The sequence below is a fragment of the Sulfurisoma sediminicola genome (genome assembly GCF_003865015.1).
Taxonomy (GTDB): Bacteria; Pseudomonadota; Gammaproteobacteria; order Burkholderiales; family Rhodocyclaceae; genus Sulfurisoma; species Sulfurisoma sediminicola.
In genome coordinates this window covers 14,288-30,887 of sequence record NZ_BHVV01000006.1, presented here as the reverse complement: position 1 = coordinate 30,887, position 16,600 = coordinate 14,288, and the positions used below count along the sequence as shown (strand labels likewise).

General features: G+C 67.2%; 19 protein-coding genes. 6 read left to right on the top strand and 13 right to left on the bottom strand.

The features are described from left to right. Positions 1-5: 5 nt before the first annotated feature. The 9 genes from eno to EJE94_RS14955 form a co-directional block, all read right to left on the bottom strand. On the bottom strand, positions 6-1,292 hold the full coding sequence (gene eno / locus EJE94_RS08925; RefSeq protein WP_121240733.1) for a phosphopyruvate hydratase: 1,287 nt from the start codon (positions 1,290-1,292) through the stop codon (positions 6-8). A gap of 21 nt (positions 1,293-1,313) precedes the next feature. Next, positions 1,314-1,607 (bottom strand): DUF1330 domain-containing protein, encoded by a 294-nt coding sequence (locus EJE94_RS08920; RefSeq protein WP_121240730.1) that lies wholly within the window; start codon positions 1,605-1,607, stop codon positions 1,314-1,316. Then, positions 1,604-1,897, bottom strand: coding sequence for a Dabb family protein (locus EJE94_RS08915; protein WP_124962426.1), 294 nt, complete (start codon positions 1,895-1,897; stop codon positions 1,604-1,606). The genes EJE94_RS08920 and EJE94_RS08915 overlap by 4 nt, the downstream gene beginning before the upstream one ends. Next, positions 1,894-2,730, bottom strand: a complete 837-nt coding sequence (gene kdsA / locus EJE94_RS08910) for a 3-deoxy-8-phosphooctulonate synthase (protein WP_121240726.1) — start codon at positions 2,728-2,730, stop codon at positions 1,894-1,896. Before kdsA ends, EJE94_RS08915 begins: the two co-directional genes overlap by 4 nt. Beyond that, positions 2,727-4,361 carry a CTP synthase gene (pyrG, locus tag EJE94_RS08905; protein ID WP_121240724.1) on the bottom strand — a complete coding sequence of 545 codons (1,635 nt, stop codon included), beginning with the start codon at positions 4,359-4,361 and terminating at the stop codon, positions 2,727-2,729. The genes kdsA and pyrG overlap by 4 nt, the downstream gene beginning before the upstream one ends. Positions 4,362-4,459: 98 nt before the next feature. Continuing rightward, on the bottom strand, positions 4,460-5,161 hold the full coding sequence (locus tag EJE94_RS08900) for a 3'-5' exonuclease (RefSeq protein ID WP_207855860.1): 702 nt from the start codon (positions 5,159-5,161) through the stop codon (positions 4,460-4,462). Beyond that, positions 5,158-5,565, bottom strand: a complete 408-nt coding sequence (gene arfB, locus EJE94_RS08895; RefSeq protein WP_121240720.1) for an alternative ribosome rescue aminoacyl-tRNA hydrolase ArfB — start codon at positions 5,563-5,565, stop codon at positions 5,158-5,160. The genes EJE94_RS08900 and arfB overlap by 4 nt, the downstream gene beginning before the upstream one ends. Positions 5,566-5,574: 9 nt before the next feature. Beyond that, positions 5,575-5,850, bottom strand: a complete 276-nt coding sequence (locus EJE94_RS14960; protein WP_275540529.1) for an isochorismatase family protein — start codon at positions 5,848-5,850, stop codon at positions 5,575-5,577. Next, a complete protein-coding gene (locus EJE94_RS14955; protein ID WP_275540522.1) occupies positions 5,790-6,116 on the bottom strand; it encodes an isochorismatase family protein in 327 nt (108 codons plus the stop codon). Before EJE94_RS14955 ends, EJE94_RS14960 begins: the two co-directional genes overlap by 61 nt. A gap of 83 nt (positions 6,117-6,199) precedes the next feature. On the opposite strand from EJE94_RS14955, the gene mfd reads away from it, so the two are divergent. The 6 genes from mfd (at position 6,200) to EJE94_RS08860 (ending at position 13,543) form a co-directional block, all read left to right on the top strand. Next, complete coding sequence (mfd, locus tag EJE94_RS08885) at positions 6,200-9,652, top strand: transcription-repair coupling factor (RefSeq protein WP_121240716.1); 3,453 nt, start codon at positions 6,200-6,202, stop codon at positions 9,650-9,652. A 700-nt stretch (positions 9,653-10,352) separates the two neighbouring features. Then, positions 10,353-10,601, top strand: a complete 249-nt coding sequence (locus EJE94_RS08880) for an Nmad3 family putative nucleotide modification protein (protein ID WP_121240714.1) — start codon at positions 10,353-10,355, stop codon at positions 10,599-10,601. A 10-nt stretch (positions 10,602-10,611) separates the two neighbouring features. Continuing rightward, complete coding sequence (locus EJE94_RS08875; protein WP_121242186.1) at positions 10,612-10,839, top strand: type II toxin-antitoxin system Phd/YefM family antitoxin; 228 nt, start codon at positions 10,612-10,614, stop codon at positions 10,837-10,839. Then, a complete protein-coding gene (locus tag EJE94_RS08870) occupies positions 10,839-11,225 on the top strand; it encodes a type II toxin-antitoxin system VapC family toxin (RefSeq protein WP_121240712.1) in 387 nt (128 codons plus the stop codon). The genes EJE94_RS08875 and EJE94_RS08870 overlap by 1 nt, the downstream gene beginning before the upstream one ends. Before the next feature lie 7 nt (positions 11,226-11,232). After that, on the top strand, positions 11,233-12,303 hold the full coding sequence (locus EJE94_RS08865) for a 3-deoxy-7-phosphoheptulonate synthase (protein WP_121240710.1): 1,071 nt from the start codon (positions 11,233-11,235) through the stop codon (positions 12,301-12,303). A gap of 7 nt (positions 12,304-12,310) precedes the next feature. Next, positions 12,311-13,543 (top strand): DUF1015 domain-containing protein, encoded by a 1,233-nt coding sequence (locus EJE94_RS08860; protein WP_121240708.1) that lies wholly within the window; start codon positions 12,311-12,313, stop codon positions 13,541-13,543. Positions 13,544-13,568: 25 nt separating this feature from the next. Here the strand turns inward: EJE94_RS08860 and EJE94_RS08855 are convergent, their stop codons facing one another. The 4 genes from EJE94_RS08855 to EJE94_RS08840 are packed head-to-tail and all read right to left on the bottom strand — an operon-like array spanning position 13,569 to position 16,598. Continuing rightward, on the bottom strand, positions 13,569-14,594 hold the full coding sequence (locus tag EJE94_RS08855; RefSeq protein WP_121240706.1) for an ABC transporter substrate-binding protein: 1,026 nt from the start codon (positions 14,592-14,594) through the stop codon (positions 13,569-13,571). A 37-nt stretch (positions 14,595-14,631) separates the two neighbouring features. Then, positions 14,632-15,135 (bottom strand): thiol peroxidase, encoded by a 504-nt coding sequence (gene tpx, locus EJE94_RS08850; protein WP_121240704.1) that lies wholly within the window; start codon positions 15,133-15,135, stop codon positions 14,632-14,634. A 36-nt stretch (positions 15,136-15,171) separates the two neighbouring features. Then, positions 15,172-15,948 (bottom strand): TatD family hydrolase, encoded by a 777-nt coding sequence (locus tag EJE94_RS08845; RefSeq protein ID WP_243642574.1) that lies wholly within the window; start codon positions 15,946-15,948, stop codon positions 15,172-15,174. Further along, positions 15,945-16,598 carry a rhodanese-like domain-containing protein gene (locus EJE94_RS08840; RefSeq protein WP_121240702.1) on the bottom strand — a complete coding sequence of 218 codons (654 nt, stop codon included), beginning with the start codon at positions 16,596-16,598 and terminating at the stop codon, positions 15,945-15,947. Before EJE94_RS08840 ends, EJE94_RS08845 begins: the two co-directional genes overlap by 4 nt. Positions 16,599-16,600: the final 2 nt, after the last annotated feature.

The window sequence follows — 16,600 nt, the reverse complement described above, 5'->3', positions numbered from 1 at the left end:
GATGCTTACTTCCTGAGGTTGTAGAAGGTGTCGCGCCCGGGATAGGTCACGGTATCGCCGAGATCTTCCTCGATGCGCAGCAGCTGGTTGTACTTGGCGATGCGATCGGAGCGGCTGATCGAGCCGGTCTTGATCTGGCCGGCATTGAGGCCGACGGCGATGTCGGCTATGGTCGAGTCCTCGGTCTCGCCCGAACGGTGGGAGATCACGTTGGTCCAGCCGGCGCGCTTGGCCATCTCGACCGCGGCGAAAGTCTCGGTCAGCGTGCCGATCTGGTTCACCTTGATCAGAATGGAGTTGGCGACGCCGCGGCTGATGCCTTCCTTGAGGATCTTGGGATTGGTGACGAAAAGGTCGTCGCCGACGATCTGGATCTTCTTGCCGAGCCTGTCGTTGAGCAGCTTCCAACCGTCCCAGTCGCCCTCGGCCATGCCGTCCTCGATGCTGATGATCGGATACTTGTCGACCAGCGTCTCCAGGTAGTCGGTGAAGCCGGCGGAGGTCAGCTCCATCTTCTCCGAGGACAGCATGTACTTGCCGTCCTTGTAGAACTCGGATGCGGCGCAGTCGAAGCCGAGCCCCACGTCCTGGCCCGGCGTGTAGCCGGCGGCCTCGATGGCCTTGAGGATCAGTTCGATGGCCTCGTCGTTGCCCGAGACGTTGGGGGCGAAGCCGCCCTCGTCGCCGACGGTGGTCGGGTAACCGCGCTTGTCGATCAGCTTTTTGAGGTTGTGGAAAACCTCGGCGCCGCAGCGCAGCGCCTCGCGGAAGGAAGTGGCGCCGATCGGCAGGATCATGAACTCCTGGATGTCGAGGTTGTTGTTGGCATGGGCGCCGCCGTTGACGACGTTCATCATCGGCACCGGCATCTGCATCGGGCCGCTGCCGCCGAAGTAGCGGTAGAGCGGCAGGCCGGCTTCCTCCGCCGCCGCCTTGGCCACGGCCATGGACACGGAAAGGATGGCGTTGGCGCCGAGGCGCGACTTGTTGTCGGTGCCGTCGAGCTCGATCATGGCCTTGTCGATGAAGGCCTGCTCCTCGGCGTCAAGGCCGATCACGGCCTCGGAAATTTCGGTATTCACGTTCTCGACGGCGGTCAGCACGCCCTTGCCGAGGTAGCGCGCCTTGTCACCATCGCGCAGTTCGATCGCCTCGCGCGAACCGGTGGAGGCACCGGAAGGCACGGCGGCGCGGCCCATGACGCCGGACTCGAGCAGGACGTCGGCTTCGACGGTGGGATTGCCGCGGGAATCCAGGATCTCGCGGGCGACAACATCAACAATGGCACTCATCTCATTTTCCTCATCAGTAAATCAGTAGCCCTCGACCAACACCATGTCGAAGGACGACACTCCCTCGCGCGCCAAACGCGCCAGGAGATATTCGGGTGAATCGTAGAAGGCCTTGGCCTTCTCCATGCTCGGAAACTCGATCACGACCAGGCGCTGCGGCCGCCACTCGCCTTCGAGCACATCGTAGGCACCGCCGCGCACGAGAAAGCGCGCGCCGAATTTCTCCACGGCGATAGTCGACAGGCGGCGGTATTCGACCATGCGCTCCGGGTCGGTCGATTGCGCATCCACGACGAGGTAGGCAGGCTTGCTCATAGCTTGAAATCCGTAAAGGCGAGCGTGGCGATCTCGTTCCACCGCTCCAGTACCGGCAGGTGCGCCGGATGTTCGAAATAGCCGTGCAGTTCGGCCTCGCCGGCGAAGGCCGAATGCAGTCCGTAGTCCCAGGCCGCCTCATCCGCGGTCAGGTTGAAGCCATGGTGCCACGCCTTGATTGCAGGAATCTTTCGCGGCAGATCGCTCATCGCCGCCGCGGCCGCCGCGACGCGCGCATCGTCGCGCGCCACGCCGGGCTTGAGCTTGAACAGGACCAGGTGCGCAATCATGCCCACTCCGCGAAGCCGCGGCGCTTGACCACGCCGTCGAGTTCCACGAGGCTTTCCAGCAGCGGCCACATCTTGGGCAGCGGCCAGGCGTTGGGGCCGTCCGACAGCGCCTTCGCGGGATCGGGGTGGGTCTCCATGAACAGCCCGGCCACGCCGACCGCCACCGCCGCCCGCGCCAGCACCGGCACGAACTCGCGCTGGCCGCCGCTCGAGGTGCCCTGCCCGCCCGGCAGCTGCACCGAGTGGGTGGCGTCGAACACGACCGGGCAGCCGGTCTCGCGCATGATCGCGAGGCTGCGCATGTCGGAGACGAGGTTGTTGTAGCCGAAGGAGGCGCCACGCTCGCAGACCATGATGGTGTCGGCGCCGCCGTTCGCGGCCTTGGCCTTCGCCACGACCTGCTTCATGTCGCCGGGAGCGAGGAACTGGCCCTTCTTGATGTTGACCGGCTTGCCGCAGCGCGCCACGGCCTCGATGAAATCGGTCTGGCGGCAGAGGAAGGCCGGGGTCTGCAGCACGTCGACCACGGCCGCCACGGCGGCGACGTCGTTCTCGCTGTGCACGTCGGTCAGCACCGGCACGCCGATCTTGCGCCTGACCTCGGCCAGGATGTCGAGCCCCTCCTCCATGCCGGGACCGCGCGGCGAAGCGCCGGAACTGCGGTTGGCCTTGTCGTAGGAGGACTTGTAGATGAAGTTGATGCCGAGCGCCGTGCAGATGTCCCTCAGCTCGCCCGCCGTGTCGAGGGCCATCTGGCGCGACTCGATCACGCAGGGGCCGGCGATCAGGAACAGCGGTCGCTCGAGGCCGACATCGAAGTTGCAGAGTTTCACTTGGCGACGCCCTTGCGCACCAGCGCCGCCTTGACGTAGGCGATGAACAGCGGATGGCCGGTGCGCGGGTTGGAGGTGAATTCCGGGTGGAACTGCACGCCGACGAACCACGGGTGCATCTCCGCCGGCAGCTCCATCATCTCCGGCAGGTCCTCGGTCGGGGTGCGCGCCGAGATCACCATGCCGGCCGCCTCGAGCTTGGGCGCGTAGGTGTTGTTGACCTCGTAACGATGGCGGTGCCGCTCGTTCACCTCGGCGCCGTAGATCTTCGAAGCCAGGGTGCCGGCCTTGATCGGGCAGCGCTGCGCGCCCAGGCGCATGGTGCCGCCGAGGTCGGACTTGGCGTCGCGCTTCTCGACGCGGCCCTCGCGGTCCTTCCACTCGGTGATCAGCGCGACCACGGGGTGCGGCGTGTCGGCATCGAATTCGGTGCTGTTGGCGCCCTCGAAGCCGGCGACATGGCGCGCGAACTCGATGGTCGCCAGCTGCATGCCGAGGCAGATGCCGAGATAGGGCACCTTGTTCTCGCGGGCATAGCGGATGGCGGCGATCTTGCCTTCGGTGCCGCGCTTGCCGAAGCCGCCCGGAACGAGGATCGCATCCATGCTTTCGAGGCCGGCCGTGCCGCCGGTCTCGATCGCCTCGGAATCGATGTAATGGATCTTCACCTTGCTGCGCGTGTGGATGCCGGCATGCACCAGCGCCTCGGTCAGCGACTTGTAGGATTCGGTGAGATCGACGTACTTGCCGACGAAGGCGACATTGACCTCGTGCTGCGGATGCTCCAAAGAATCGACCAGGTTTTTCCACACCGAGAGATTCGCGGCCTTGGCCAGGATGCCGAGCTTGTGGCAGACGATCTCGTCGAGCATCTGGTCGTGCAGCATGCCCGGGATCTTGTAGATGCTGTCGGCGTCGAGCGCGCCGATCACGGCCTCGGGCTGGACGTTGGTGAACAGCGCGATCTTGCGCCGCTCGTCGGCGGGGACCTCGCGGTCGGCGCGGCAGAGCAGGATGTCGGGCTGGATGCCGATCTCGCGCAGTTCCTTGACCGAGTGCTGGGTCGGCTTGGTCTTGAGCTCGCCGGCGGTCGGGATGTAGGGCAGCAGCGTGAGGTGGATGTAGCAGGCGTTGTTCCTGCCCTCCTCGATGCCCATCTGGCGGATCGCCTCGAGGAAGGGCAGCGATTCGATGTCGCCGACCGTGCCGCCGACCTCGACGATCGCCACGTCGGCGCCCTCGGCACCGCGCTTGATGTAGATCTTGATCTCGTCGGTGATGTGCGGGATCACCTGCACCGTCTTGCCGAGGTACTCGCCGCGCCGCTCCTTCTTGATCACCGACTCGTAGATCTGGCCGGTGGTGAAGTTGTTGCGCTTGCCCATCTTGGCGCTGGTGAATCGCTCGTAATGGCCCAGATCGAGGTCGGTCTCGGCGCCGTCCTCGGTGACGAACACTTCGCCGTGCTGAAACGGCGACATCGTGCCCGGGTCAACGTTGATGTAGGGGTCGAGCTTGAGGTGGGTGACCTTGATGCCGCGCGATTCGAGGATGGCACCGAGGGAGGCGGCGGCGATGCCCTTGCCCAGACTGGACACGACACCACCGGTAACAAAGACGTACTTGGCCATGAGGGCTGCCGCTGCAGGAAATCGGCATTATAGCGAAAAGCCGGTGACGGCCGCGGGAGCCGATTGCCGTTTCGGCCACGAAAAGCGACTCGGTCCCCTCAGTCCTGCCGCGGCGGCTTCAGGCGGAGCCATTTTTCCAGGAGGTGCTTCACGATGGCCGCCAGGGAACGGACGGGACGATGGGGCGCCGCCGGGTGCTCCGGCGCCGTCTGCAGGCGCGTCGCCCGATACACTCGCAGGGCGACCTGGGCATCGTCGGCGGCGTAGCGCATCTGGCTTTCGGAGAGCCGCGGCTGGGCCCAGTTCGAGGTGGATGCCCGCTTCGACTTCTGCAGCCGCTGGCCGAAATAGCGTGCGACCGCCGCCCTGGCGCCGACCGTGTTCCTTTCGCCGGCGCCGCGCAGCGCGACGGCCAGGTCGAGCACGTTCCTGGTCTCGATGCCCAGCTTGGCTTTCAGCCGCGCGACGTCGCTGTCGAGGCCGAAGCCGACCTTGCGTATGCGCGACGACTCGAGGACGGCCTTCAGCGCATCGAGGCTCGGCAGGCGCTCGACGGGGAACAGAAAGGCCCTGGCATCGGTGGCCAGCTGCACCAGATGCGGCCCGGTGGAAACCTCTCCCTTGGCGAAAGTCGGCTTGGATTCGGTGTCGAAGCCCACGACATCCGCGGCCAGCAGCGCTGCAGCCGCCTCCGCCGCCGCGGCTGGAGAATCGACCAGAAGAATGTCGGCCAGCGCGATGCCGGGGTAAGGCGGCAGTGCCGCATCGGCCACGGCTGCCCGCTTCATGGCAGACGTCATTCGGATTTTTCCACGCGCCCGCGCAGCGCCTTGACCTGGCCGCGCTGGACCTTGGTGTCGACGCGTTTACGCTGCGAGCTCTTGGTCGGCTTCGTCGGCCGCCGCGGCCGCGGCGTGAAGGCCGCCAGCGCGATCAGCTCGCGCAGCCGGGCCAGCGCGTCGAAGCGGTTTCGCGCAAGGCTGCGGTGCGCCTGCGCCTTGATGACCACCACCCCGTCGGCACTGATGCGCTGGTCGCGCAGCTGCAACAGCCGCGCCTTGATCGGCTCGGGCAGCGACGACGCGCCGATGTCGAAGCGCAGATGCACGGCATTCGAGACCTTGTTGACGTTCTGGCCGCCGGCGCCCTGCGCCCGGATCGCGACGAACTCGACCTCGTCCTCGTTCAGCAGGTCTTCGGACATCGGGCACGCTCAGCGCAGGAAGTTCCTGCTGACCTCGCGGAACAGGTCGGTCCCGGCCACCTGCAGCCACTCGAAGGCGGCCATCTCGCGCGTGACGATCTCGATGCCCTGGTGGCGCATGCGCTCCAGCGCGTAGTGCCTGTCGTCGGGGCTGCGCGAGGAGACCGCATCGGCCACGACGAACACCTCCTTGCCCGAGGCGCGCAGGTCGAGCGCGGTCTGCATCACGCAAACATGGGATTCGATGCCGCAGACCACCACCTGGCGCCGCTCGGCCCCGGGCAGCCCCGGCAGGCAGTTGGCCGCGACGCAGGAGAAGTGTTTCTTTTCGGCGAGGCCGCGGGGGGGATCAGCGCCGCCAGGTCGGGCTGGGTGCGCCCGAGGCCCTTGGGATACTGCTCGGTCGCCATCACCGGCACGCCGATCTTCCGCGCCACGCGCGTCAGCCACATCACGTTGTCGAGAATGCGCTGCCAGTCCTGCACCAAGGTCAGCAGCCTGCCCTGCATATCCACCACCAGCAGCGCGGATTCGTCGGCCTTGATCAACATCGATTGCTCCTCGAATTACTCGATTCAGGGTACCACGGCGCAGTCGATATAATGGCCGCGCCCCTCCACATCGCACGGCTCCCTTGGCTTCCGAATTTCCCCCGCTGCTGCCGGGCCTGCCCGACGCCGGCCGGGCCGGGCAACGCCAGACCCTCCCGCCGCTGACCGGCTCGGCCGACGCGCTGGCCATTGCACAACTGGCGCGACCGGACAGGCTGCTCTGCGTCGTCGCGGCGAGCCCGCTCGACGCCCAGCGCCTGCAGGAGGAGGCGGCCTGGTTCGCGCCGTCGCTGCGCATCCACCTGCTGCCCGACTGGGAAACCCTGCCCTACGACAGCTTCTCGCCGCACCAGGACCTGGTGTCCGAGCGCCTGGCCACGCTCAATGCGGTCACGCGCGGCGAGTGCGACCTGCTGATCGCCGCCGCCGCCACCGCGCTGATGCCGCTGCCGCCGCGCGAGTACCTCGCCGCGCGCAGTTTCCTCGTCGGGCGCGGCACCCGCCTGGCGCTCGACAAGCTGAAGGAACAACTGACCGTCGCCGGCTACCAGCACGTGACGCAGGTCGTCGCCCCCGGCGAATACAGCGTGCGCGGCGGACTCATCGACCTCTTCCCCACCGGCACCGCCCTGCCATTCCGCATCGAGCTGTTCGACGACGAGGTCGAGACCATCCGCGTCTTCGACGTCGATTCCCAGCGCACGCTCTACCCGGTGCCGGAAATCCGCCTGCTGCCGGCGCGCGAGTTCCCGCTCGACGAGGCCGGCCGCAACACCTTCCGCCGCCGCTACCGCGAGCGCTTCGAGGGCGACGCCTCGCGCAATCCGCTGTACAAGTCGGTGTCGCAGGGCACGCCGCCGGCCGGCATCGAGTACTACCTGCCGCTGTTCTTCGACGAGTCACCCGGTTGCGCCACGCTGTTCGACTACCTCCCGGCGGACACGACCCTGCTGCTGCACCACGACGTATCGGCCGCGATCGGCGAATTCTGGAAGGACACCACGAGCCGCCACAACATGCTCAAGGGCGACCTCGCCCACCCGGTGCTGCCGCCGGCCGAGCTGTTCCTCTCCGACGAGCAGTTCTTCGTCGCCGCGCAGAAGTTCCCGCAGTACGCGCTGAAAGTCGGCGCTGGCGACACGGCTGACGGCGCCACGGGCGCTCGCGTCCCGCCCGTCATCGCCGTCGACCGCCGTGCCGACGACCCGCTCGCCGCACTGCGCACGCATCTCGACACCTTCCCCGGCCGCACCCTGCTGCTCGCCGAATCGCCGGGCCGGCGCGAAACCATCGCCGAGTACCTCGCCGAGCACGGCCTGCCGGCCGCCCCCTGCGCCGACTTCGCTTCCTTCCTCGCCGGGGCTGACAAGTTCTCGCTCGGCGTCGCGCCGCTCTCCGGCGGCTTCGCCCTCGCCGACCTCGTCGTCCTCACCGAAAACGAGCTTTACGCCGCCACGGCACGCCCCCGCGGCAAGCGCAGCGCCGGGCGCCGCACCAACCTCGAAGGCTGGCTGCGCGACCTCTCCGAGCTCAGGATCGGCGACCCGGTGGTGCACGAATCGCACGGCATCGGCCGCTACCACGGCCTGGTGCACATGGACATGGGCAGCGGCGCCGAGGAGTTCCTCCACCTCGAATACGCCGAGGGCGCCAAGCTCTACGTGCCGGTGGCACAGCTCCACGTGATCTCGCGCTACAGCGGCGTCGATCCCGAGGCCGTCGAACTGCACCGCCTCGGCTCCGGGCAGTGGGAAAAGGCCAAGCGGAAGGCCGCCGAACAGGTGCGCGACACCGCCGCCGAGCTGCTGCACCTCTATGCACAACGCGCCGCACGCCAGGGCCACGAGTTCCGGTTCCAGACCCACGACCTCGAAGCATTCGCGGAAGGCTTCGGCTTCGAGGAAACGCCGGACCAGCTCGCCGCCATCGGCGCGGTGATCTCCGACATGGTCTCGGGCAAGCCGATGGACCGCCTCGTCTGCGGCGACGTCGGCTTCGGCAAGACGGAAGTGGCGATGCGCGCGACCTTCGTCGCGGTCGCCGACGGCAAGCAGGTCGCCGTGCTCTGCCCGACCACGCTGCTGGCCGAGCAGCACTACCAGAACTTCTCCGACCGTTTCGCCGACTGGCCCGTGAAGGTCGCCGAACTCTCGCGTTTCCGCAGCGCCAAGGAGCAGGCCGAGGCGATCAAGCTGCTCGGCGAGGGCAAGATCGACATCCTCATCGGCACCCATCGCCTGCTGCAGAAGGACGTCTCCTTCTCCCGTCTCGGCCTCGTCATCATCGACGAGGAGCACCGCTTCGGCGTGCGCCAGAAGGAAGCGCTCAAGGCGCTGCGCGCCGAGGTGGACGTGCTGACGCTGACCGCGACCCCGATCCCCCGCACGCTGGGACTGTCCCTGGAGGGACTGCGCGACTTCTCGGTCATCGCCACGGCGCCTTCGAGGCGCCTCGCGATCAAGACCTTCGTCTCGCCCTGGTCCAAGGGCCAGGTGCGCGAGGCCTGCCTGCGCGAATTCAAGCGCGGCGGCCAGGTGTATTTCCTGCACAACGAGGTCGACACCATCGAGAACATGAAGGAAAAGCTGCAGGAGCTGCTGCCCGAGGCACGCATCGTCATCGGCCACGGCCAGCTGCCCGAGCGCGAACTCGAGCGCGTGACGCGCGAATTCACCCAGCAGAAGCACAACCTACTGCTGTGCTCCACCATCATCGAGACCGGCATCGACAACCCGCACGCCAACACCATCGTCATCAACCGCGCCGACAAGTTCGGCCTGGCTCAGCTGCACCAGCTGCGCGGCCGCGTCGGCCGCTCGCACCACCAGGCCTATGCCTACCTGCTCACCGACCAGGATGCCAAGCCCAGCGCCCAGGCCAAGCGCCGGCTCGAGGCGATCCAGGCGATGGAGGAACTCGGCTCCGGCTTCTTCCTCGCCATGCACGACCTCGAGATCCGCGGCGCCGGCGAGGTGCTCGGCGAATCGCAGAGCGGCGAGATCCACGAGGTCGGCTTCGCCCTCTATACCAACATGCTCAACGCGGCGGTCAAGGCGCTCAAGGAGGGCAAGCAGGTCCCCGACCTCACCCAGCCGCTCGGCGTCACCTCCGAGATCAACCTGCATTTCCCCGCCCTGCTGCCCGACGCCTACTGCCCCGACGTGCATGAGCGGCTGACGCTCTACAAGCGCCTGGCCAACTGCGACGACGAGGACGAGCTGCGCGCGCTGCAGGAAGAGCTGATCGACCGCTTCGGCGACCTGCCGCAGCAGGCGCTCGCGCTGGTCGAGACGCACCGCCTGCGCCTCGCCGGCAAGCCGCTCGGCGTGGTCAAGCTCGATGCCGGCGACAAGGCCATTCAACTCCAGTTGACACCCAACCCGCCCATCGACCCCGCCGATGTCATCCTGCTGATCCAGTCCGACCGCAGCTTCAAGCTCGCCGGGCCGGACAAGCTGGCGTGGCAGAAGCCGACCGCCACGCTGAAGGAACGGGTTCAGGCGGTGAAGGAACTCTTCAAGCGCCTCAAGCCCTGAGCGGAAAAGTCGGCGATGGCGTGACGGCGATGTTCGCCCTCCGAAAATCCAGATATCGGCCGATGGAGGCTTCGTTGGGACGGCCGGTTGTCGGCCATTGCTGACGCCTGGAGTGTCTAGAGAATCCGTAGCGATTACCCGACATGTCCCTATGACGGGCTCACGTCCTGCGCCTGTCCTGTCCGTACAATTGCATTTTTCGACAATCGGAGCTTCCCGTGCCGGTCATCCCCCTTCACTTCGGATCTGGCATTGCTGCGTTGAGACGCAGCCATTCGTGCCGATGACCAGGACACTTCAGAGCACGCGGCGTCGATGTTTTCGACGTTGACCAACCTGACGGACGAGCCATGCGAGTAATCTTCTATGGAACCATCTTCGGTCTTCTCTGCTTGGCCGCCGGATATTCGATTGGCTACCGGGATGCCGTGGAGAATATGACCGTGCAATGGGCATGCTCGACAGAACCCACAAGAAAAGCGCCGGCACCCGCTGCCCGGGGCGACTTCCCGCCGGTGGAGTGGGGCTATACGCCGTTTCCAAACAAGGGATAGCGGGCGCATTGCCATGAGGCAGGAACAGGGCGAGAGGATGGTGGGGCGATTAACGCATGGCCTGCGCGTTCGGATCTGTGTGGTTCATGGTGCTCTGCGGCTCTGAGTACCGTTGGTGGATCCAATAACGAAGGGGCGTTCTTCAGATGAAGCTGATCCTATCTCGCAAAGGGTTTGACTCCGCGGCTGGAGGTATCGCCAGTCCGATCCTGCCAGATGGCCGGATGATTTCCCTGCCGATCCCAAGCCAGGCCGACAATTTCACATTTGCCGACATCAACGTCCAAGACGCTGATGTCCAAGCGCTGCTTTCTGGTGCGGATTCCAGTCAGCCAACCTCGCGCCCCGCACTCAGCCGCAAGTCCGCCTTGACCCCCGCCATGTTGGTCATGTAAGATGACCAACATGAACCAGTTCAACATCGCCGATGCCAAGGCCCATTTTTCCGAGCTCGTGCGCAAGGCGCTGATGGGCGAGGAAGTGGTGATCGCCCGCGACAACAAGCCCTTGGTGCGCATCGTGCCGGTTGCGCCGCCGGCTGGCAAGCGCCAGCCGGGCAGCGGCAAGGGCCAGATCCTCTACATCGCGGACGACTTCGACGCACCTCTCGAGGATTTTCAGGCCTACATGTGATGGACATCCTGCTCGACACCCATGCCTTCCTGCGCTGGGTAGAGGACGACACCCTGCTCTCCGCCAAGGCGCGCGCAGCCATCGAAGACCGCGACAATCGCGTCCACCTCAGCGCCGCGAGCGCGTGGGAACTCGCGATCAAACGCGGCATCGGCAAGCTGAAGCTGGCATTGCCGGTCGACCGCTACGTCGCCAGCCACCTCGAAGCCAACGGCTTCTCGTGGTTGCCCATCGAACTGCAGGACATCGCCGTCGTCGAATCGCTTCCCATGCATCACCGCGACCCTTTCGACCGCCTCCTGGTCGCCCAGGCGAAGGCCCGCAAGCTCGCCATCGTTTCGGCGGATGCCGCTTTTTCAAACTACCGCGTCAAGCGGATCTGGTAAGCCCTCCATGCAACAGACCGAAAACCTCAATATCGAAGCCTTCGCGCCGATGCCGACGCCGGAGGAGATCCATGCCCGCCTGCCGCTGACCGACAAGGCGGCGCAGACGGTGGTCGCCGGGCGCCGCGCGATCGAGCGCATCCTCGACCGTACGGACCCGCGCCTGTTCGTCGTCATCGGCCCCTGCTCGATCCACGACCCGGTCGCCGGCCTCGACTATGCGCGCCGTCTCAAGGCGCTCTCCGACGAGGTGGCCGATACCCTGCTGCTGGTGATGCGCGTCTATTTCGAGAAGCCGCGCACCGCCACCGGCTGGAAGGGCTTCATCAACGATCCGTACATGGACGACTCCTTCCACATCGAGGACGGGCTCTCGAAGGCGCGCGAGTTCCTCATCGCCCTCAACGAACTCGGCCTGCCCTGCGGCACCGAGGCGCTCGATCCGATCGCACCGCAGTACGTCGGCGACCTCATCGCCTGGACCGCCATCGGCGCCCGCACCTCGGAATCGCAGACGCATCGCGAGATGTCCTCGGGCCTGTCGACGCCGGTCGGATTCAAGAACGGCACCGACGGCTCGCTCGACGCCGCGGTCAATGCCATCCTCTCGGCCTCCAGCCCGCACAGCTTCCTCGGCATCAACATGCAGGGCCGATCGAGCGTGGTGCGCACGCGCGGCAACAAGTATGGCCACCTGGTGCTGCGCGGCGGCGGCGGCCGTCCCAACTACGACACGGTGTCGGTGGCCATCGCCGAAAAGGCGCTGGCCAAGGCCAAGCTGGCGCAGAACATGGTGATCGACTGCTCGCACGGCAATAGCTACAAGAACCCGGAGCTGCAGCCGCTGGTGATGACCGACTGCGTCAACCAGATCCGCCTCGGCAACCGTTCCATCGTCGGCCTCATGGTCGAGAGCTTCATCGAGTCCGGCAACCAGCCGATTCCGGCCGATCTGTCGCAGCTGAAGTACGGCTGCTCGGTCACCGACGCCTGCGTCGACTGGCCGACCACCGAGACGATGATCCGCGACGCGCGCGCTGCGCTGCGCGGCCCGCTCGCCGGGCGTTCGAAGGAGTAATCGTCCGATGTCGCTGATCAAGCCCTTCCGCGGTCTGCGCCCGGCCCCCGGCCGTGCCGCCGACGTCGCCGCGCCGCCCTACGACGTGCTGTCGACCGACGAGGCCCGCGTGCGCGCCAGCGGCAAGCCGTGGTCCTTCCTCCACATCTCCAAGCCCGAGATCGACCTGCCGCCGGGAACCGACCCCTACGCGCCCGCCGTCTATGCCAAGGCCGCGGCCAACCTCCGGGCCATGCTCGACGCCGGCGTGCTGCGGCGCGACGCTGCGGACTGCTACTACGCCTACCGCCTGACCATGGGTGGGCATGTGCAGACCGGCCTGGTCGCCGCCGCTTCGGTCGCCGCCTACGACTGCAACCGCATCAAAAAGCACGAGTTCACCCGGCCCGACAAGGAGGACGACCGCGTCCGCCAGATCGAGGCGCTCAACGCCCAGACCGGGCCGGTGCTGCTGGCCTACGCGTCGGACCCGGTCGTCGACGCCCTGCTCGACCAGACGCACCTCGGCTCGCCGGAAGCGGACGTCACCGCCGACGACGGCATCCGCCACCAGATATGGGTCATGCGCGATCCCGGGCTGATTGCGCAGATCACCGCCGCCTTCGATGCGATGCCGGCGCTCTATATCGCCGACGGCCACCACCGCTCGGCCGCGGCCTCGCGCGTCGCCGCGGCACGCCGCAGCGGCGGCACGGCCGGCGACGGCAGCAGCGATTACTTCCTCGCCGTGATCTTCCCTCACCGCGAGATGCGCATCCTCGACTACAACCGCGTGGTCACCGATCTCCACGGCCTCAAGAAGTCGGCGCTGGCGGCACGCCTCGCCGCGGCCTTCACCGTCGAGGAAGCGGCTGCGCGCGTGCAGCCGTCGCGTCCCGGCGAATTCGGCATGTATCTCGACGGCCGCTGGCACAAGCTCACCATCAGGCCGGAACTGATCCCGGCCGATCCGGTGGCGCGCCTCGACGTCAGCCTGCTCTCCGACCACCTGCTCGGCCCCATCCTCGGCATCACCGATCTGCGCCGCGACAAGCGCATCGATTTCGTCGGCGGCATCCGCGGCCTGGAGGAACTCGAGCGCCGCGTCGACTCGGGCGAGATGGCCGTCGCCTTCGCCCTCTACCCGACCAGCCTCGACCAGTTGATGGCGGTGGCCGACGCCAACGAGGTGATGCCGCCGAAGTCGACCTGGTTCGAACCCAAGCTCGCCGACGGCCTCGTCTCGCACGTGCTCGACTGAGCGGCACGGCGCGCCGCGCCATCGCCTAGGGCTTGCGCCCGGCCCAGCGGTCGAACACCATGCTGTCTATCGTCAGGCGCTGCGCCGCGGCGTTTTCCGGGTTGCTGGCGTGAAAGAAGATCTCGGTCTCGCGCAGCTGCGCCGTCGAGAAACGACCGTCGCGACTGTACTGGCGCGGATTCCCGCGCAACACGGTGAGCATCACCTTGCGCATCTCGCCGCCTAGGGCCAGCTGATCCACGATCTGCTCCGGCGTGTGGGTGGCGATCCAGCGCAGCACCTTCTGCAGCACCCGTACCATGCGCTCGGCGGCGGCTGGATCGGCCTCGATGTGGTCGCGCAGGCCATGCAGTGCGACACGCAGGAAACCCTCGCCGGCCAGGCGCCGCTGCTCCGCTCGGGCGGTGGTCTTGAATATCGGATAGGCGAGGCCTTCCGCCGCAAGGCGCGTGGCGAAGGGTTCGTCGGTCATGCCGGCATCGACGGCTCCCGAGCGGAACGCCGACGATACGCTCGCCCACTCCGTGCCCTCGGCGACGTAGCGCACCTTGTCGCGGCCGACGCCCGAGCTCTGCAGCAGCTGTTCGGTCAGCTGATGCGAGGTCGTCCTGTTGGTGAGGGAATTGGCATGGATGCCGATGGTGTAGCCGGCCAGGTCACGTGGCGACTTGATCCTGCCCTTGAGCCCGCGGCGCACCATGAGGACGTACTGCGGCTGGTCGTCGATGGGCATCAGCGTGACGTAGTGCTCCTCCTGCAGCCGATTGAGCATCGCCGCCGGCATGCCGTGAATGGTGAAGTTGGCGAGACCGGACTGGAGGTCCCGCAACGGCGTGCCGCCGCCGAGGATGTACCGCGGCCTGATGGCGATGCCCTCCGCGCGGTCGTAGCCGAGTGAGATGGCAAGCTCGAGCGGCAGCGACACCGTGCTGCCCGGACCGGGCAGGCTGACGGTGACGGGCAGGACGTCAGCCCGCGCCGCCGCACCGCAGAGCGCGGCGACGGCGACGATGGCGGCAGCCAGGCGCAGCAGGTGACGGGCGATGCTCATCGGCCTAGCGGGCGCGCCCGCCGCTCGCGAACGAAACTCAGCCGAGGGCCTTGAGCGCGGCGTCGTAGTTCGGCTCGTTGGCGATCTCGCCGACCATTTCGCTGTGCAGCACGTTGTCGTTCTCGTCGAGCACGACCACGGCACGCGCGGTGACGCCGACCAGCGGGCCGCCGGAAATGGCGACGCCCCAGGCCTTCATGAACTCTGGATGGCGGAAGGTGGACAGGTGGGCGACGTTCTTGAGGCCTTCGGTGCTGCAGAAGCGGCCGGCGGCGAAGGGCAGGTCGGCAGACACGACCAGCACGACCGCGTTGTTCAGCGCGGCGGCCTTCTCGTTGAACTTGCGCGTCGAGGTGGCGCAGGTCGGCGTGTCGAGGCTGGGGACGATATTAAGCACCTTGCGCTTGCCGGCGAAATTGGCGAGCGTGACGTCGGCGAGCTCGCCGTTGGTCAGGGTGAGGGCGGGCGCCTTGGCGCCCCTGGCCGGCAGGTCGCCGTCGACGGGAACCGGATTGCCTTGCAGGGTGACGGTGGTGCTCATTGGTTCTCTCCTTGTTGGTCGGGGGGTTGGTGAAACTCAGTGCGCCAGGCGCGGCAACGCCCGGCAGACATTGCTTGTTGTGGCCGTTATGATATCCGCCACCGGCAGATTGCGCAGCGCCGCCAGCTCCGCCGCGATGCGCGGCAACTGGTCCGGCGCATTGCGGGCGCCGACCCGCCAGGCCGGCGGGATGTCGGGCGCGTCGGTCTCGAGCACGATGGCCTCCAGCGGCAGCGTCGCCGCCAGCTCGCGGATGCGGGCCGCCCGCGGGTAGGTCATGGCGCCGCCGAAGCCGAGGACGAAGCCGAGCTTGATGAACTCGTCGGCCTGCTGGCGGCTGCCATTGAAGGCGTGGGCGATGCCCCCGGCCACGCCGATGCGACGCAGCTGCTTGAGGATCGGGTCGATGGCCCGGCGCACGTGGAGGATCACCGGCAGCCCGAGGTCGCGGGCGATCTTCAGCTGTTCGACGAAATAGAACGCCTGGCGGCCGTCGTCGCGCGGCTCGACGAAGCGATCGAGGCCGATTTCGCCGACGGCGACGGCGGGTTCGCGCGCGAGCGTCGCCCGCAGCGCGTCGAGGTCGGCCGGCTCGGCGCGATCGACATACATCGGGTGGATGCCGTAGGCCGGCACGCAGCCGGGGAACTCGCGGCAGACGCTCGCCACAGCGCCGAAATTGGCGCGCTCGATGGCCGGAATGACGATGGTCGCGAGCCCCGCCGCCACCGCCGCGGCAGCCACCGCCGCGCGGTCGGCGTCGAACTCGGCCGCATCGAGATGGCAGTGGCTGTCGATCAGCGGCGGCGTCACTTCAGCAAATAGGAGGCAGTGGACAGGCCCAGGCTCTTCCATGACTGCATGCCGCCGCGGTACCACTTGAGCTTGTGGGGCGGGTAGCCCAGCGCCAGCAACTGCTTGATGTTGGTCGGCGACTGGCCGCACCAGACGCCGTTGCAGTAGAACACCGCGGTGCGCGCGTTCTCGAAATTCCAGAGGATGCCGGTGCGCGCCACGCCGAAGACGAACTGCAGGGTGTCGGCAATCCTGGCCGAGTCGGTGTGCGCCGGGTGCAGCTCGGTCCACGTCAGGTGCATGGCGCCGGGAATGATGCCGGTGCGCAGCAGCCAGTGCTCCTCGCGCGAGTCGACCACCACCACCGCCTCGCCGTTCGCGGCGCGGCGCAGGTAATCGAGCAGCTCGAGCTCGCCGATGGTCTCCACTCCGGGCGCCAGCAGCATCGGCTGGATGCAGTAGGGCGGGCACGGCCGCGAGGTCAGCGAGTAGTCGGGCTCGATCTGGTTGAGATTGTCCTGCTCGCGCTCGATGCGGAAGGGCTTGCCGTCATGGACGACATCGACGTAGGGCAGCGTGGCGGTGATGCCGACGGGCTGGTCGGCCGCGGCCACCGCCGCGAGGGAAAGGCCGGCGGCGAAAACCAGGAGATCGCGCCGGAGGCCCATGC

Excerpts from the sequence above, each read along its gene's own strand:
- eno (WP_121240733.1), bottom strand. The coding sequence starts at position 1,292 with ATGAGTGCCATTGTTGATGTTGTCGCCCGCGAGATCCTGGATTCCCGC.
- EJE94_RS08920 (WP_121240730.1), bottom strand. The coding sequence starts at position 1,607 with ATGAGCAAGCCTGCCTACCTCGTCGTGGATGCGCAATCGACCGACCCG.
- EJE94_RS08915 (WP_124962426.1), bottom strand. The coding sequence starts at position 1,897 with ATGATTGCGCACCTGGTCCTGTTCAAGCTCAAGCCCGGCGTGGCGCGC.
- pyrG (WP_121240724.1), bottom strand. The coding sequence starts at position 4,361 with ATGGCCAAGTACGTCTTTGTTACCGGTGGTGTCGTGTCCAGTCTGGGC.
- EJE94_RS08900 (WP_207855860.1), bottom strand. The coding sequence starts at position 5,161 with ATGACGTCTGCCATGAAGCGGGCAGCCGTGGCCGATGCGGCACTGCCG.
- arfB (WP_121240720.1), bottom strand. The coding sequence starts at position 5,565 with ATGTCCGAAGACCTGCTGAACGAGGACGAGGTCGAGTTCGTCGCGATC.
- EJE94_RS14955 (WP_275540522.1), bottom strand. The coding sequence starts at position 6,116 with ATGTTGATCAAGGCCGACGAATCCGCGCTGCTGGTGGTGGATATGCAG.
- EJE94_RS08880 (WP_121240714.1), top strand. The coding sequence starts at position 10,353 with ATGAAGCTGATCCTATCTCGCAAAGGGTTTGACTCCGCGGCTGGAGGT.
- EJE94_RS08875 (WP_121242186.1), top strand. The coding sequence starts at position 10,612 with ATGAACCAGTTCAACATCGCCGATGCCAAGGCCCATTTTTCCGAGCTC.
- EJE94_RS08870 (WP_121240712.1), top strand. The coding sequence starts at position 10,839 with ATGGACATCCTGCTCGACACCCATGCCTTCCTGCGCTGGGTAGAGGAC.
- EJE94_RS08865 (WP_121240710.1), top strand. The coding sequence starts at position 11,233 with ATGCAACAGACCGAAAACCTCAATATCGAAGCCTTCGCGCCGATGCCG.
- EJE94_RS08860 (WP_121240708.1), top strand. The coding sequence starts at position 12,311 with ATGTCGCTGATCAAGCCCTTCCGCGGTCTGCGCCCGGCCCCCGGCCGT.
- EJE94_RS08855 (WP_121240706.1), bottom strand. The coding sequence starts at position 14,594 with ATGAGCATCGCCCGTCACCTGCTGCGCCTGGCTGCCGCCATCGTCGCC.
- tpx (WP_121240704.1), bottom strand. The coding sequence starts at position 15,135 with ATGAGCACCACCGTCACCCTGCAAGGCAATCCGGTTCCCGTCGACGGC.
- EJE94_RS08840 (WP_121240702.1), bottom strand. The coding sequence starts at position 16,598 with ATGGGCCTCCGGCGCGATCTCCTGGTTTTCGCCGCCGGCCTTTCCCTC.